We start from the raw sequence: 16650 nt of genomic DNA, 5'->3' as shown, positions 1-16650 counted from the left end.
TGCCCAATTTATAAAGATAAATAATTGGAATAAAACTTTGTCTAGTGTGGTGCAGTCATTATTTTTATTGGGCTTGTTATTATTACAAGGATGTCAGATTAATACAGAGGACAATGCAAAAAAAGCAGAGCAGGCTACTAAACGTAGTAATACCGCTGCCTACAATATTCAATTAGGTTTAGGCTATTTACAAAAGGGCAATAGGCCGCGTGCAAAAAAGAAGTTTCTTAAAGCATTAGAATTATCACCTAAATCGCCTGAAGCAAATGCAGCCTTAGCCTATTACATGGAAAAAACAGGCAATTTAAATGAGGCAAAAGCATTTTATAAAAAAGCGTTGACTCTAGCGCCAACGAGTGGTGCACAATTAAATAACTACGGTACGTTTCTTTGTCGAAATGGTTCTTATCAGGAAGCAGAAGGCTATTTTCTCAAGGCAGCTAATAATGTTAATTATATTCATACTGCTGGCGCCTATGAAAACGCTGGCTTATGTGCTTCTGCAATTCCTGATGATACAAAAGCAGAAAATTATTTTCTAAAAGCCTTAGAGCAAGACCCGCGCCGAAAGCAGTCTTTGATTGAATTAGTGTCAATTCAACTCAAACACGATAAGCCAGATAAGGCCTTAAATTATTTACAAACGTACCAAGATATATCATTAACCGATGCCATTTTACTAAAATTAGCTGCCCAAGCAGCAAACAAAGCAGGTAAACCTGATTTAGAGGCAGATTATAAGTTACGGTTAAGTAGGTTAACTTACTTAACGAACAATTCTGGAGTAATAAATGAATACAACAACAATAATGGATGAAATTAACACACCAGATAAAGGTAGCCCAGGATCACAATTAGCACAACTTCGCGAAAAAAAAGGATTCACACAAGAATATGTAGCAGGAAAATTGCATTTAAGGGTGAAAGTTATCGAGTTACTTGAAACAGATGACTATGAAAATATGCCAGAACCAGTATTTATAAAAGGGTATCTGCGAGCATATGCGAAGTTACTCGGTGTATCGCCTGAGCCTTTTTTACAAATTTTTAATAGTCGTTATGCTTATGAAAGAAAGCCCGAAAAGGCATTATGGCAAAGCAGGCGAGAAATTAATAAAGGTGAGCGTTTTGTTCGCTGGTTTACAGCGCTTGTGGCAATCGCTGCCATTGTTTCTATTGGTTTATGGTGGCAAAAAAATAAAGATAATATGCAGCCTGTTTTTTCCACTAAGCATGAGAGCACGGTTAACCAGATTCCGCCAATGCAAAACGCTGAAGCTGAGGCTGAAACAAAATTAACAGCAATCTCAAGAATGCAATCCATGTTTGCAGCCAGTGAAGAGTCTGGTAATAATGAACAAGCAGCGGAGAAGCAGAGTGGTTGATAAAATTCGTGCAGTACGAGGTATGAATGATGTTTTACCTCATGAAACTGAGTCATGGAGATTATTAGAGCAAACTTTTATACGTTGTTTAACTAATTATGCTTATCAAGAGATTCGCTTTCCCTTAATCGAAAGCACGCAATTATTTAAGCGTACTATTGGTGAAGTCACAGATATTGTTGAAAAAGAAATGTATACTTTTCAAGATCTCAATGGTGATAGCATTACGTTACGTCCTGAAGGAACGGCAGGGTGCCTTAGGGCTTGTTTAGAGCACGGGCTTTTATATAATCAGCAGCAAAAGCTATGGTATATTGGGCCTATGTTTCGCCATGAGCGACCACAAAAAGGGCGCTACCGGCAATTTAATCAATTGGGCGTTGAAGCACTAGGAATAGCAGGCACGGCAATTGAACTGGAGCTTATTGCCATTTGTAAACGTTTATGGCAAGAGTTGGGTGTTAATGAGGTAGTCCACTTACAAATTAATACCTTAGGTGAGTTAAATGAACGGCAAAATTATAAAGAGCAGCTCGTGTTGTTTTTTAATAAGCATCATGACAAATTAGATGAAGATAGTCAGCGCCGTTTAACAAGAAATCCCTTAAGAATATTAGATAGTAAAAACCCTGATATGCAAGCTCTACTAGTTGATGCGCCTAAACTCATCGACTATGTAGGAGAAGAAAGTAAACAACATTTTTTTAATTTATGTGCAGGGTTAGATAAAATGGGTATTGCTTATGAAGTCAATCCATTTTTAGTTCGGGGTTTAGATTATTATGGCCATACTGTTTTTGAATGGGTAACAGATAAACTAGGTAGCCAAGCTACCGTATGTGCAGGCGGTCGCTATGATTCCTTAATTCAGCAATTAGGCGGTAACCCAATGCCTGCTGTTGGATTTGCGATGGGTGCTGAGCGTTTATTATTATTAATGGATACGTTAGCTGTTAATCTAATTCCTAAAGCTAATCTTAGTTTGTTTTTGATAGCTACTAATGAGGAAGGTATGCAGCAAGCTCTTATTGTTGCAGAACAATTGCGCGATCATAACCAGAATTGGCAAGTGATTACGAATACTGCTGGCGGAAGCTTTAAAAGCCAATTTAAAAAAGCTGATAAAATTGGCGCTCATCTCGCTTTAATTTTTGGGGAAGAGGAGTTGAAAAATGGACAAATCAGCATTAAAGACTTGCGAAATACGGCACAACAAGTCACCATTTCGCAAAAACAATTAATTAGCTATTTACAAGATTATAAAGTCTAAACAATATTATTGGTGAAGCATCGTTTCATAGGACATGGTTTTTACATGATTTGAAACAAAGGGTATGAAAATCCTATAGAGAGGAAGATAAGCATGTCAATGTATATGACAGAAGAAGAGCAGTTAGAAGCAATCAAAAAGTGGTGGCATAAACATAGCACATTAATTACCATTGTGCTTTCTGTCATCCTACTTATTATATCAGGTTATAAATATTGGCATTGGCATCAAGATAAAGTAGTGACTCAAGCGTCTAACAGCTATGAGCACTTAATGGTTGCCTTATCAAATCAAGACAATAAGAATGTAAAATCCTATGCTAACCAATTAATAAAAGAACATAGTCACACTATCTATGCTCATGCGGCACGATTAACATTGGCAAAATTATATGTTAATGAAGGAAATTTGAGTAAGGCAAGTGAGCTGCTAGATTATGTGGCTAATAATTGCCCCATGAAGCCCTTAAGAGATGTCGCACGCATTCGTACGGCTAGGCTTTATACAGCACAAAAATCTTATGACAAAGCGTTAACAGAGTTAAATAAAGTTGACGATTTGGTTTATATACCAGTAGTCAATGAATTAAAAGGTGATATCTATACGGAAACTGGTCAATACCAGCAAGCAATTAACTATTATAAAAAAGCAATTTCAGAAGTTCGTACGCAAGGAATGGGAAATCTTTATTTGGAAATGAAAACAAATGAGTTAGCTGCGTTAGCTCAATCTGTAAATAATTCGGCAAAAATAGCTTAAGAGGTTTTATGTCAAATCTGAAAAGAAAAACACTGTTCTCTTTAATTCTTTCTCTTTCGGTTGCAGGTTGCACTAAGCTTGATGATTATATGCTTGGCAAAGACAACACGCCTACCCCACAAACCTTAGCGCCTGTTGCTACAAAAACAAAATTAAAAGAAAAATGGACAGTGGCTATCGGATCTGGGCAAAAGAATAAAACTGCTTATTTAAAGTTAAAACCTGTTATACGCGGTAACGTTGTTTATACTGCTGATAATAATGGCATTATTGAGGCAGTTGATAAAGCAACGGGTAAAATTTTATGGACAAAACAGCTTACGACTGGTGTAGTAAGCGGGCCTAGCATAGGCCAAGATCACCTAGTTGTTAGTACAGATTCTTCAAGCCTTGTTGCTCTTAAGCAAAGCAATGGTGAAGAAATTTGGCAAGCTAAGGTTTCTGGTGATGTACTTGGCCAACCTGCTATTGCTCAAAATAAAGTTATTGCTAAAACAATTGATGGGAACTTATATGCGTTTGACTTAAAATCAGGCAATAAGCTTTGGGTATCCGATCATGGTGCACCTAGTCTAATTTTAAAAGCAAGCTCATCACCTGTTATTATGAATGATAGTACTGCCTTAGTCGGATATTCTGATGGTAAAATGGATGCAGTTGATATTCAAACAGGACAAGTGTTATGGCAACGCAGTATTGCTTTTGCTAATGGCTCTAGTGATGTTGAACGCTTAGTCGATATTGATGCTGATCCCATTGTGCAAGGTAATATTGCTCTATTAGCTAGTTATCAAGGCTACATTGGCGCTTTATCACTTACTGACGGCCAATTTGTATGGCGTAAACCTGCTTCAACGTTTACAAATATAGCTGTTAAGGGTAAAACACTTTTTATGACTGATAGTCAGGATATTATTTGGGCTATTAATAAGAATAATGGCCAAGTAGAATGGAAGCAAGATGCCCTAAAAGCCCGCGGGTTAACTGAGCCAGTTTTAATGGAAAATTACGTAGTGGTAGGGGATAAGACAGGTATACTACATGTTTTATCCACTCAAACTGGCGAATTTATTTCGCGAGCTGAATTAGGCAGCGCTATTCATGTAGCGCCAAGCGTTTCTGGTAATAATATTTATGTTATGACTGCAAACGGTAAGTTAAGTCATTTTACTGTAGGTTAAAAATGGTCCCTGTTGTAGCGTTAGTTGGTCGGCCTAATGTAGGAAAATCAACCTTATTTAATCGTTTAACTCATACCCAAAATGCTTTGGTTGCTGATTTTCCAGGGTTAACCCGAGATAGGCAATATGGGGAAGCAGAGTTTGAGAAAAAGCAATTCATTGTTGTTGACACAGGTGGCATAGGTGTTGATGATTTGGCTGTGGATGAATTGATGTCAAAGCAGTCGGCAGCCGCACTCGATGAGGCAACTATAGTTTTATTTTTAGTAGATGGCAGAGCTGGCCTAACCGGCATTGATGAAACAATTGCTAGCCGTTTACGTAAATTAAATAAGCCTGTTTTTCTTATTGTTAATAAAACTGAAGGATTAGATGAGCAGGTTGCGTGCTCAGAATTTCAGCGCTTAGGTTTTAGCCATATTTACTCTATTTCGGCAGCCCACGGCAGTGGTATAGCTACTTTCCTTACAGCCCTTACTGCTAATTTTTCAATAAATATTGAACCTATAGAGTCTGATAATCAAGCGATTAAAATTACCTTTGTTGGACGCCCTAATGTCGGAAAATCTACTTTAGTAAATCGTATTTTAGGTGAAGAACGAGTCGTTGTTTATGATATGCCTGGTACGACACGTGACAGCATTACGATTCCTTTTGCAAGAGATGAGAAACAATATTTATTAATCGACACGGCTGGGATAAGACGCCGTGCACGAATTGATGAAAAGATTGAAAAATTTTCCGTCATTAAAACGTTACAATCCATTCGAGAATCTCATGTTTGTTTAATGCTGCTCGATGCAAGAGAAGGCTTAACCGAACAAGACATGCATTTATTAGGCTTTATTATTGAGGCGGGTAAAGCACTAGTCATAGCCGTTAATAAATGGGATGGCTTAGATGAAGACCATAAAGAGCATGTACGCAATGAATTAGCGCGTAAATTGCAATTTGCTAGTTTTGCTAAAATGCGCTTTATTTCTGCCCTACATGGTAGTGGAGTGGGATTATTATTTAATGACATTGAGGAAGCTTATGCGTCTGCAACACAGCGTTTTTCTACGCCAAAATTAACTCGTTTACTCTTAGATCTAGTGAGTCAACATCCACCGCCATTAGTGCAAGGCCGAAGAATTAAACTTCGCTACGCTCACGCAGGTGGACATAATCCGCCCATTATTGTCATTCATGGCAACCAACTTGATGCTCTACCAAATAGCTATAAGCGCTATTTAATTAATCATTTCACAAACCACTTAGGTTTAGTTGGAACGCCGTTAAAATTAGAGTTTAAAGGTAATGTTAACCCGTTTAAAGATAAAAAGAATAAGCTCTCGCCAAGACAAGTAAAGCGTAAGAAGCGCTTAATGAGGCACGTTAAAAGAAGTTAAACACTTTAATATTATCAGGCATCGCTCTATGAATATAACCACATCGCTACGTACCGCGCTTTATGAGGTATCCAGTAAGTAGCCTGGGTGAAACGAAGTGCAACCCAGGTTTCGGCCCTATGGGCTTGCACCCAGGCTAGTTTAATCATATAGAATAAAGCAAAAAAATGAATTACCGCGGCTTGACCGCGGTATCCAGCGTTGTGGCGTTGAAGATGAAATTAAAAAGAAAACTCAAGTAAAACCTCAGCACTTACTCCGCTTTTAAGGTTAAAACAGCACAAGGTGCGTGATGAACGATGGTGTTAGCTGTGCTTCCTAAAAATGAGCTCCCTAAGAAAGGTGGCAGTGAATGGCGCGAGTGGCTGCCTATAATAATTAAATCGCAGTTTAATTCATTGGCCTTGTTTAAAATATGGCTATAAGCTGAGCCAACTTCAACATGCTGGTGGGCTAGAGGAATATTGAGTGCCTCTCCTAAAGTAGCCATTGTTGTTATCGCGTCATCTTTCACAGGCGTTGCTAATTCAGCAAATCCTAAGCTTTGTGCCCATTGTAAAGAGGCAGGTGTTTCTATAACATGTAGAAAATGAAGGGAAGCTTTAAAGCATTGAGCTAGTTTGACTGCTTGCTGACAAAGATTGTAATGATTTTCACTTAGATCGGTTGCATGTAATATCGTTTTATACAAATCTTTCTCCTTAAATATCCCGAATTAATAAATGCTAAAGACAATTATTCTAAGTTCTTTCGGAAGCTAAAGTAAATTTAATTAATACTATTTACTTAGTACTCGCTCCATCTAATACTGCATATTTTACAAAGTAACGTGAATAAAAGCTATTCCATGTTTTTTATGTCAAAAGCATGTTACCTAAACTTTTAAACCAATAGGTTGACCATTTGGTAAGCGAATGGCAGGAGCAATTTCGATTAATGGTATAAGTACAAAATCACGATTCAATAATTGTGGATGTGGAATAACCAGATAAGGCCTTTTTATCACCTGATTGTCATAAAGCAATATATCAATATCAATAGTTCTTGCGCTCCACCTTACACGGCGTATTCTTCCTTGCTTACGCTCTATCTCTTGACATTTAGCCAAGAGCTTCTCTGGTGGTAATGTCGTAGAAATCTCAACAACAGTATTATAAAAGCTAGGCTGTGATTTCCTACCTACAGCTTGATTTTTATAAAATGTGGCAATTTTCTTAACATGAGTGTGCGGTAAGCTCTGTAATTGTTTAATAGCTAGTTGCAGTTGGCGTTGAGGAGAATTTAAATTACTACCTAATGCTAAGTAACATAAAATCATATGAGTGTTTTCTGTTTTTTTCTTCTTTTTGATTTTTTACCGGCGGGTGTAGGGAGGCTCGCAATCATGTGAGCTTGCTCTTCTTCTGAAGCATTCTGAAAGGTAGTCCACCATTGAGCTAGTTCCATTGATTCGTCACCAGCTAAGGCCCGCAGTGACATAAAATCATAAGCTGCACGAAAACGGGGATGTTTAAGTAAATTAATAGCACGCCCACCCCAGCGCTTAGGAAAACGAAATTGCAATAACCATATTTCACGCATAACTTGGCTAAATCGTTTAGGAATCGCAATCACTTTGTTTTGTTCACTAATGACATGCGACATTGCCTTTTCTAAAGCAGGTAAGGGTGGCAGTTGCTCGTCTCGTTGTAAGTTAGCTGCATAATTAAGTAAAGGAAACCAAAGAAATACAGCATACAAAAAGGCGGGGGTAATTGGTTTATTATCATGAATACGAGCATCTGTATTTTCTAATGACACACCTAAAAACGCCTTAACCGGGTATGGGCTGTCGAATAGCGCATGTGTTTGCGCAAAAAGATACTTGAAAAGGCCATACTTGATTAATAAATTTTGTACTGTTTCTGCCTCACCACACTGATAAAGCTTAATCATTTCATCAAATAAACGAGAGCTTGAAACATTTAAAATCAAAGCACTGAGCTCTTCTAAAGGCTTAGCTGTTTCAGGGGCAAGATTAAAGTGAAGTTTAGCGCTAAAGCGAATAGCTCTTAGCATGCGTACAGGATCTTCCTGATAGCGAATGTGAGGATTGCCAATAATTCGTAAAGTCTGATTATGAATATCTTTAACACCGCCCGTAAAATCGACAATAGCTGCATCTTCAATACTGTAATAGAGGGAATTAATCGTAAAATCACGCCGCCATGCATCCTCATCGATAGTGCCGTATACATTATCGCGTATAAGCATACCACGCTCATTGGTCATTTGAACTTGGCTATCGTCTAAGACGTCATTACCACGAAAAGTGGCTACTTCGATAATATCGCGATGAAAAATAATATGAACTAATTTAAAACGACGACCGATTATTCTCCCATTTCTAAAAAGGGCTTTAATTTCATTCGGCGTTGCATTAGTTGCGACATCAAAATCTTTTGGTGCTTTACCTAAAAGTAAGTCCCTAACGCTACCACCAACTAAATAGGCTTGAAAACCTGCGCTATTGAGTCGGTTTAAGACCTTTAGAGCATTTGTACTAATATCTGTTTTAGAGATATTATGCTGGTTGCGGGGAATAACATAATTAGCAACTGCTGGTGCATGTTTGCCCCGAGACTTACGTAATAGTTTTTTAATTAATTTAATTATTGCTGATACTCACAATTAATTTGTATAACAAATCATATTATAACTAAGATAGAACGTAATGTGAAACGTTTGCAATAGCGTTTCAAGACAAATTATTAATAGGCCTTCCACTAAGGCAAAATCTGCCGCTTATGCAAGAAGACTATTGCATAAAAAGCTAAGTTAAGGTTATTGTTAGCTTTTTTATGACTTAGCCAACGATCATTGGATGTTATTTGAGGCAAACGTATGGATGTTATAGATATTCTTTTGAGTTTAAGTGCACTCATCGTTCTTGAAATTGTGTTGGGCATAGATAATTTAGTCTTTTTATCTATTCTGACTGAAAAATTACCAGTTGGACAACGTCGCAGTGCTAGACGATGGGGGCTTACTTTTGCTTGGGTAACGCGTTTACTCTTATTAGCCTCTGCTGTTTGGTTAGTTAAGCTTACAACGCCCTTAGTTCAATTTGGCGATTTTGGGATCTCAGCACGCGACTTGTTTCTTTTTCTTGGTGGTGGGTTCTTAATCGTTAAAGCGACACAAGAGATTAGGCATGAAGTTGGTGAGGATGATGTTGAAATCAAAGAGATAAAAGCTAGACTCGTTACTTTTAAGGGAGTCGTCATTCAAGTTGGCATTATGGACATTGTGTTTTCACTAGATAGCGTGTTAACCGCCATAGGTTTAACGACTCGCTTGTGGGTCATGGCCATAGCAATCACTTGCGCTATCTTAGTGATGATTTATGCTAGTGAGCCGGTAAGTCGTTTTATTGATAAACACCCAACTGTAAAAATGTTAGCACTAAGCTTTCTAATTTTAATTGGTATGGTTTTAATTGCAGATAGTTTTAAATTTCATATTCCTCGTGCTTATATTTATTTCGCTATGGGGTTTTCACTAGGTGTAGAAGGTTTAAACTTGCTTAAGCGTTCTCGTAAGAATAAACACCGTAAAAAACAAAAAGAGTAATTATGTTAGTTGTTAAAGCATTTCATATTATCGCTATGGTAGCCTGGTTTGCAGGTCTTTTTTATTTACCCCGTTTGTTTGTTTATCATGCCGCTGCCAAGGATAAAATAAGCGATGATCGTTTTAAGATCATGGAACGTCGACTGTATTATGGTATTACGTGGCCAGCTGCGTTATTGACGACTGGGCTAGGAATATGGCTTCTTACTTTTAATCCTAGCTATTATTTAAAAGCACCCTGGATGCATGCCAAGCTTACCTTAGTGATTATAGTGTGGCTTTATCATTTAGGCTGTGGCTATTTCCTTAAGTGCTTTGCTAGGGATTCAAACTGTAGAGCTGTATTATTTTTTCGTATATTTAATGAAATTCCGACCGTATTACTAACTGGAATTGTCTTGTTAGTTGTGGTCAAACCTTTTTAAGGATTATTCCATTTCTACCATTTCAAAATCTTCTTTGCCGGCACCACAGTCAGGGCAAAACCAGTTTTCAGGTACATCTTCCCAGCGTGTACCTGGCTCAATGCCATCTTCTGGCCATCCTTCTGCCTCATCATAAATAAAACCACAAATAACGCAAATATAACGCTTATAATCTTGCATAATGTATCTCAATTTTTACAAAAGGGTAATTTTGCCGATTGAGCTAAGTAATGTAAAGATAATCCTGTATTTTGTATAATGATTAAAATTTAGTAAAATTATTATTTTTTTAAATAGGAAGGATCAATGTCTAATTCTCTGCAATTGTTTGCTGCTGCCCAAGCTATCATTCCAGGAGGAGTTAACTCACCTGTGCGTGCTTTTAAAGGCGTTGGAGGTAATCCTATTTTCTTTAAGCAAGGCAAAGGTGCTTACTTAACGGATGTTGATGATCGTCATTATATTGATTACGTTGGCTCATGGGGGCCTTTAATTTTAGGACATTGTCACCCAAAAGTTATTGAAGCAGTTGCAGAAGTACTTCATCAAGGCATAAGTTTTGGCGCGCCAACGGAGTTAGAAATTAAATTAGCCCAAAAAATTATTGAATTAATGCCATCCATTGAAAAAATAAGAATGGTTAATTCAGGGACTGAAGCCACGATGACCGCTATACGTTTAGCTCGCGGGTATACGGCTAAAAATAAAATCATTAAATTTAATGGTTGTTATCATGGGCATAATGATAGCTTGCTAGTAAAGGCAGGTTCTGGTGTTTTAACGTTAGGAATTCCTGCCTCTCCTGGGATACCAAAAAGTATTACTGAACATACGTTAACAGCTGATTTTAATGATTTAGAGCAAGTAGATGCTTTATTTAAGCAATATCCTAATGATATTGCTGCTATTATTATTGAACCTGTTGCAGGCAACATGGGATTTATTATGCCTAAGCCTGGATTCTTAGCAGGGCTTCGTAAATTATGTGACGAAAACCAAGCATTACTGATTTTTGATGAAGTAATGACTGGCTTTAGAGTAGCCTTAGGCGGTGCTCAGGCGTTATTTAACATTACCCCTGATATTACAACCTTAGGTAAAGTCATAGGTGGAGGAATGCCTGTTGGCGCGCTTGGCGGGCGCAAAGAAATTATGGCGCATTTAGCACCCGAAGGTAGCGTGTATCAAGCAGGGACGTTATCGGGTAATCCACTAGCAATGGCTGCTGGATTAGCGACATTATATGAAGTTGAAAAACCTAATTTTTATCAGCAATTAACTTCCTATGCAGAATTATTAATGACGGGCTTGGCTGAATTAGCAGAGGCGTTTTCCATTCCTTTTTGCCAAGCTTCTTTAGGTGGTATGTTTGGTTTTTGTTTTAATCAGAAACAACAGGTATGGAATTACGATGATGTTGCTACTTCTGATGAACTATTTTTTAAAGATTTTTACCACCAGATGTTAGAAAAAGGTATTTATTTTGCACCTTCTATGTATGAAGCAGGATTTATCTCTAGTGCTCATAAATTAGAAGAAATACGCCTAACCTTAAGCGCTGCAGAAGAAGTATTTCGTCTTTTACAAAAAAATTAATTCTTTCAAAAAATTTATTTATATCAAAGAGGTAGATTGATATCGTCTTTGATATAAATTTTAGTTTTTACAAAGTGATTTTATTTAAACTAATAATTATAAAAATTTTTCTCAAAGTAAGTTAACAAAACTCATTTATATTGTTACTGTAGTTTAAGGGTATTAATTTAAAATAAGGATATAAAATGAGTCTAAAAAAAATTAGTATACTTTCCCTCTATTTTTACTCGTGTGCTTCTTGGTGTGCGCCGCTGGCAGCTGATGTAATTATTAACCCAAAAGCGGCAGCTGGTCCTAGCTCCTTTACTTTTTCTTATGGGGTAACTGCTCCACAGGATTATTCTCGTATTTACATTGATGTTGAGCATCGCGCCGATACAGGTTTTCCCCAAGGGGGCCTCATGGCAAACTATCTTATTGAGAATCAAACGCTGTATAAGTATGTAGGTCCGGGATGGAATTGGACGCCTGTGAAATCTGTTTCTGTTACGGGAAGTACGGTTAAAACTTGGGTAATACCTCGAAGTGATTTATTGCCCACGCAAGCTTGTGCAGGTAATTTAGATTATCTCTATCAGGTTGAGTCAGCGGCCGGAATTTCGTCGCTAGTAAAGATGAATCTTCCTTTTCCTTCTACCCCAGATTGTGATGGTGGCGGGGAAAATGATTCACAAAAAATAGCTGTCCCTTCTTATTTTTACCCTTGTACAGGCTCTAGTAATTGTTACTGGGATCAATTAATTAAAGCGGCACCAACAGCAGGTATTGCCTTAATTAATCCTGCAAATGGCCCAGGCTCAAGTAAAAGTACGGCTTATGCGCAGCAAGTAACTAGAAGTAAAAATGCTGGGCAAGCAGTGCTAGGTTACGTTTATACCAGTTATGCTAAACGAAGTCTTGCTGCAGTGAAGGCTGATATCGATAAGTTTTACCAATGGTATGCTGTGGATGGTATTTTCTTCGATGAAGGCTTTTCTAGTAATTGCGGCCAGCTTAGTTATTATCAAAATTTAAATAATTATGTTAAAGCGAAGGGCGGTAAAGGAATTACTATCGTAAATTTTGGCACAGGCACGCCTGAATGTTATATTAATTCAGCTGATATATTGGTTACCTTTGAATCTGACTATAGAGCCTATGTAAACTGGCGTCCTGTTGGTTGGGAAACAAAGTATCCTGCGTCACGCTTTTGGCATTTAGTTTATGGAACAGCTCAGAGTTCGCTTAGTAATGCCATCAGTTTAACGAAGCAAAGACATGCGGGTTGGGTTTATGTCACACCAGATGTGCTTCCTAATCCTTGGGATACTTTGCCTAGTGCAGCCTATTGGACAGATGAAATAAATAGAGTAAGCCAACCATAATTCCTTGCCTTAAGCAATTGGCGACATAAAAAGTAGTTATGTCGCCAATCGCTCTCACTAATCCATCTAATTAAATTGACCAGCTTAAATTTATTGCGGACGGTTAACTAGTTTTTCAGCGACTTGTTTTGCTATCCAACTTTCTTCATCACCAGGAACAATAATAATCGGAATTCCTTGATAAGATAGTTGATAGCAACAGCCTTTTTTAACGGCACTATTTAATACTTTATCTATAATAAAACCGAAATGAATTAGTGGCGTCATTATTTTTTCTCTAATTAAGGCTGAGTTTTCACCAACACCACCTGTGAAAATTAAAGCATCGAGGTTTTCTGTTTGGCTTAAATAAGCGCCAATGATTTTTTGAATGGCATAAACATACATCTCTAATGCTAATATTGCCTCCTTATCTCCTAGATGAAAGCGTTCTACAATAGCGCGCATATCGTTTTCATGGGCTATCCCTTTTAAACCGCTGTTCTTATTTAATAAATCATTAATTTGAGACGCTTCAAGACCCTGTTCTTGCAAAAAAATTGGGATAGCTGGATCAATGTCTCCACACCGTGTTCCCATGATTAAACCTGCAAGGGGTGTCATGCCCATGGATGTATCAAATGATTTACCCTGCTTAATCAAGCAAGCACTGGCGCCATTACCTAGGTGCAATGAGATAAAATTACACGTTAGTAGCGATTTTTTTAAGTAGTTTGCTGCTTCATGGCTAACATAATCATGATTGATACCATGAAAACCATAGCGTTGAATATGAAATTGCTGCGCTATTTGCGTGTCTATAGCATATAAATGGGTATGGTTAGGCATAGTATGATGAAAGCCCGTATCAAAAACGGCGACATGGATAGCCTCTTTGAAATGTGACTGGGCATATTCAATACCAGCCGCGTTAATTGGGTTATGCAGTGGCGCTAATTTAGCAAGGGATTTAATCTCTGTAAGTACTGCAGAGGTAATGATTGTTGGCTGCCATAAATGTTGGCCACCATGAACTACCCGGTGCCCTACACCAACAATAATCTTATTGTTTAAATCTTTCTTTAGCCTTTCTTCTAAGGCGCTAAACGCCTCTTGGTGATTGCTAAAATAGCAATTAAGCTGTTCTTTTTGCTGATAATGATGATGCCATTGGCCAGTTTTTTCAGCAATACCCTCAATAAGACCTGATAATAAAACAGTATTTTTATTATTATTCTGATGAGTAAATACTTTGTATTTAATAGAAGAACTGCCCGCATTAATGGTTAAAATACAGGGTTGTCTTTTGTTTAGTTGCTCAGTTACCATGATGATCTTCTACTTGTAAGGCGGTGACTAAAATAGTGTTAATAATATCTTGCGGTGTACAGCCTCGACTTAAATCATTAACTGGTTTATTTAAGCCTAATAAAACAGGGCCAATTGCTAAAGCGCCTGTTTCGCGCTGTACGGCTTTATAAGTATTATTGCCTGTATTAAGGTCAGGAAAGATTAATACATTGGCTTTGCCTGCTATCGCTGAATGAGGTAGCTTCTTTGCGGCTACTTCAGGGTCTACTGCGGCGTCATATTGCATTGGCCCTTCGACAGGAATACCCTGAAAATCACGTTGTAGAATTTGCACGGCATTGACCACCTTATCAACGCTTTTTCCACTACCTGATGTGCCCGAAGAGTAAGAGAGAAGGGCGGCTTTTGGTTCAATTCCTAAGTGCTTAGCGATTTGTACCGCCTGTAGTGTAATTTCAGCAAGTGTTTGGCTATCTGGCTCGGGATTAATAGCGCAATCGCCATAAATGAGTACGCGAGTTGGCATACACATAATAAAGATTGAAGAGACTTTAGTAACTCCTGGTTTAGTTTTTATAATTTCTAAGGCAGGTCTTACCGTATCTGCTGTGGTATGTTCAGCACCAGATACCATGCCATCTGCTTCACCACAATAAACCATCATCGCTGCGAAATAATTAACGTCAGCCATGCGCTCAGTAGCAATGGGAAGATTAATGTTTTTGTGTTTACGAAGTTGCCAATATTCTTTAGCATATTTAGCTTTTTTATCGGACTTTTCAACATCAATAATTTGAGCTTGGCCTAAATCAAGCTGCATCCTTCTCGCTAGGAGGTGAATTTTTTCTTTATTTCCTAGTAACGTAATTTGAGCCACATGACGTTTTAAAAGGTAATCTGCCGCAATTAAAATGCGCGGATCGGTGCCTTCTGGAAGAACAATATGGCGTTTGGCGAGTCGTGCTTTATTGAGTAATTCATGGAGAAAAATAGCTGGCGTTAACCCTGAAATTTGTTGGGTTTCACTAATTAATTTTAAAAGCGGTTGTGATAGGTAAGTTTCCATCGCTGCAATAGCGGTATTAACTTTAGTTAGATTGTCTTTATTAAGGCTAAATTTAGAGGAAAACAATAAGGTAGCTGTTTCGTAAGTTTTATGAGACGTTAGTAAAACTGGGAAAGGGTGTTCAAGGCCTGAAATAATTTGGCGAATTGTCTTACCAGGTATATCGCCTCCAGTGAGAACGATGCCCGCTATTTTAGGATAAAAGCTTGATTGATCAGCTAATAACGAACCTAATAAAATATCAATACGATCGCCAGGCGTAATAATTAGCATACCCTCTCTTTCAAGTCGGGATTCAAGAAAATTTCCTATGGTTTTAGCAGCAACTGTAAATTGCTTAACCCGGCGTTGTAATTCATCTTTGCCGCAAATAATGCTAGCGTTTAATTTATTAGCGATATCACCCATAGAAGGGTTGGCTAAATCATCAAACTCAGGAATGATAATAAAGGCCAATTGAGGAAATTGATTGGTAAATAGTTCATAAGCTTTAACTTCATCTTTAAGTGCCACACGGTTAACGATAATACCTATAACTTGCGCATGGTTTCTTTTGCTTATATCTAAGGCGGTCGCAATGACTGAAAGGGTATGATTTAATGTTCTATCTTTTGCGGAAACTGTAAGAAGAATTTCACAATTTAATTGTGTGGCAATAGTTAAATTAAATTCATATTCAAAAACATCATTATCGCTTTCAAAATCACTGCCTTCAATATAAGTTATTTCATCATTTTTATTATCTTTAATTTTCTCAAAAATAACTGAAAATAAATCATCAGGCGCATTACGCATCATGGTAATAGCTTGGGTAATTTCCATGACGGGAGAAATCGTTTTATTTACAATGGTTTTAAGAAGAGAATTTTGTTCATTATCTAATTCTTGAAATAGCTTCACGCAGCGTAATGAAAAATGCTTTTGTAAAAGAGCTACAATTCCTAATGAAGTAAATGATTTTCCAGGCCTTTTTTCAATACCGGATAAATATATTTTTTTATGCATGTAGATAGCCTAGTTTTAATAAATTAATGTAGCAGAAATTTAAACGATTTTATAAGTATAGCTTCAGCTAATTTAGCTAAGGATTAAAATATACGCATCCAGGTTGAATGGGTAAGTAGCAATATGCTCTAATAATAACATTTTCATGGCTTACAAAAAACCCCAACCTCTTCTTGAAGATATGTTTTTAATTTGATCATTTAGAGCTTCTAAACTACTTCATTAAACCCCTATTTTGCCTTAACCTCGCTGTTTTCTTTAGGTCTAATTTTGTAAAGAAAATGTATTTTCTTGTAAAAAAGATAT

16 protein-coding genes are annotated in these 16650 nt (G+C 37.5%); 10 read left to right on the top strand and 6 right to left on the bottom strand.

All coding sequences use genetic code 11. From position 1 onward, the window contains the following. Positions 1–46: 46 nt before the first annotated feature. The 6 genes from pilW (at position 47) to der (ending at position 5986) form a co-directional block, all read left to right on the top strand. Positions 47–817, top strand: a complete 771-nt coding sequence (pilW, locus tag DYE47_RS08285; protein WP_242604226.1) for a type IV pilus biogenesis/stability protein PilW — start codon at positions 47–49, stop codon at positions 815–817. Next, the gene (locus tag DYE47_RS08280; RefSeq protein ID WP_115302826.1) at positions 792–1385 is read left to right on the top strand and encodes a helix-turn-helix domain-containing protein; all 594 of its coding nucleotides are present in this window, start codon (positions 792–794) and stop codon (positions 1383–1385) included. Before pilW ends, DYE47_RS08280 begins: the two co-directional genes overlap by 26 nt. Next, positions 1354–2655 carry a histidine--tRNA ligase gene (gene hisS / locus DYE47_RS08275; RefSeq protein ID WP_174224092.1) on the top strand — a complete coding sequence of 434 codons (1302 nt, stop codon included), beginning with the start codon at positions 1354–1356 and terminating at the stop codon, positions 2653–2655. Before DYE47_RS08280 ends, hisS begins: the two co-directional genes overlap by 32 nt. Before the next feature lie 93 nt (positions 2656–2748). Continuing rightward, positions 2749–3414 carry a YfgM family protein gene (locus DYE47_RS08270; RefSeq protein WP_115302824.1) on the top strand — a complete coding sequence of 222 codons (666 nt, stop codon included), beginning with the start codon at positions 2749–2751 and terminating at the stop codon, positions 3412–3414. An 8-nt stretch (positions 3415–3422) separates the two neighbouring features. After that, positions 3423–4595, top strand: a complete 1173-nt coding sequence (gene bamB / locus DYE47_RS08265) for an outer membrane protein assembly factor BamB (protein WP_115302823.1) — start codon at positions 3423–3425, stop codon at positions 4593–4595. Between the two features lie 2 nt (positions 4596–4597). Continuing rightward, positions 4598–5986 carry a ribosome biogenesis GTPase Der gene (gene der, locus DYE47_RS08260; RefSeq protein ID WP_115302822.1) on the top strand — a complete coding sequence of 463 codons (1389 nt, stop codon included), beginning with the start codon at positions 4598–4600 and terminating at the stop codon, positions 5984–5986. 253 nt (positions 5987–6239) lie between these two features. Here the strand turns inward: der and DYE47_RS08255 are convergent, their stop codons facing one another. From DYE47_RS08255 to pcnB, 3 genes are all read right to left on the bottom strand, one after another. Continuing rightward, the gene (locus DYE47_RS08255; protein ID WP_115302821.1) at positions 6240–6677 is read right to left on the bottom strand and encodes a universal stress protein; all 438 of its coding nucleotides are present in this window, start codon (positions 6675–6677) and stop codon (positions 6240–6242) included. 183 nt (positions 6678–6860) lie between these two features. Beyond that, positions 6861–7304, bottom strand: coding sequence for a 2-amino-4-hydroxy-6-hydroxymethyldihydropteridine diphosphokinase (gene folK, locus DYE47_RS08250; RefSeq protein WP_115302820.1), 444 nt, complete (start codon positions 7302–7304; stop codon positions 6861–6863). After that, positions 7301–8629 carry a polynucleotide adenylyltransferase PcnB gene (gene pcnB / locus DYE47_RS08245; protein ID WP_115302819.1) on the bottom strand — a complete coding sequence of 443 codons (1329 nt, stop codon included), beginning with the start codon at positions 8627–8629 and terminating at the stop codon, positions 7301–7303. Before pcnB ends, folK begins: the two co-directional genes overlap by 4 nt. Positions 8630–8869: 240 nt before the next feature. Between pcnB and DYE47_RS08240 the strand changes: the two genes are divergently transcribed. Both DYE47_RS08240 and hemJ read left to right on the top strand, forming a co-directional pair. Further along, positions 8870–9598, top strand: a complete 729-nt coding sequence (locus tag DYE47_RS08240; RefSeq protein ID WP_115302818.1) for a TerC family protein — start codon at positions 8870–8872, stop codon at positions 9596–9598. Between the two features lie 2 nt (positions 9599–9600). Further along, positions 9601–10023, top strand: a complete 423-nt coding sequence (gene hemJ / locus DYE47_RS08235; protein ID WP_115302817.1) for a protoporphyrinogen oxidase HemJ — start codon at positions 9601–9603, stop codon at positions 10021–10023. A gap of 3 nt (positions 10024–10026) precedes the next feature. Here the strand turns inward: hemJ and DYE47_RS08230 are convergent, their stop codons facing one another. Further along, complete coding sequence (locus DYE47_RS08230; RefSeq protein ID WP_115302816.1) at positions 10027–10203, bottom strand: rubredoxin; 177 nt, start codon at positions 10201–10203, stop codon at positions 10027–10029. A 126-nt stretch (positions 10204–10329) separates the two neighbouring features. Between DYE47_RS08230 and hemL the strand changes: the two genes are divergently transcribed. Both hemL and DYE47_RS08220 read left to right on the top strand, forming a co-directional pair. Then, positions 10330–11619 carry a glutamate-1-semialdehyde 2,1-aminomutase gene (hemL, locus tag DYE47_RS08225; protein WP_115302815.1) on the top strand — a complete coding sequence of 430 codons (1290 nt, stop codon included), beginning with the start codon at positions 10330–10332 and terminating at the stop codon, positions 11617–11619. 185 nt (positions 11620–11804) lie between these two features. Then, a complete protein-coding gene (locus DYE47_RS08220; RefSeq protein WP_115302814.1) occupies positions 11805–12983 on the top strand; it encodes a spherulation-specific family 4 protein in 1179 nt (392 codons plus the stop codon). A gap of 90 nt (positions 12984–13073) precedes the next feature. On the opposite strand, the gene DYE47_RS08215 is transcribed toward DYE47_RS08220, so the two are convergent. After that, positions 13074–14291, bottom strand: coding sequence for an acetate/propionate family kinase (locus tag DYE47_RS08215; protein ID WP_115302813.1), 1218 nt, complete (start codon positions 14289–14291; stop codon positions 13074–13076). Then, the gene (gene pta, locus DYE47_RS08210) at positions 14281–16344 is read right to left on the bottom strand and encodes a phosphate acetyltransferase (protein ID WP_115302812.1); all 2064 of its coding nucleotides are present in this window, start codon (positions 16342–16344) and stop codon (positions 14281–14283) included. Before pta ends, DYE47_RS08215 begins: the two co-directional genes overlap by 11 nt. Positions 16345–16650: the final 306 nt, after the last annotated feature.

This window comes from Legionella beliardensis (assembly GCF_900452395.1).
In the GTDB taxonomy this organism is placed as follows: Bacteria; Pseudomonadota; Gammaproteobacteria; order Legionellales; family Legionellaceae; genus Legionella_C; species Legionella_C beliardensis.
This window is presented reverse-complemented; position numbering and strand designations above follow the sequence as displayed.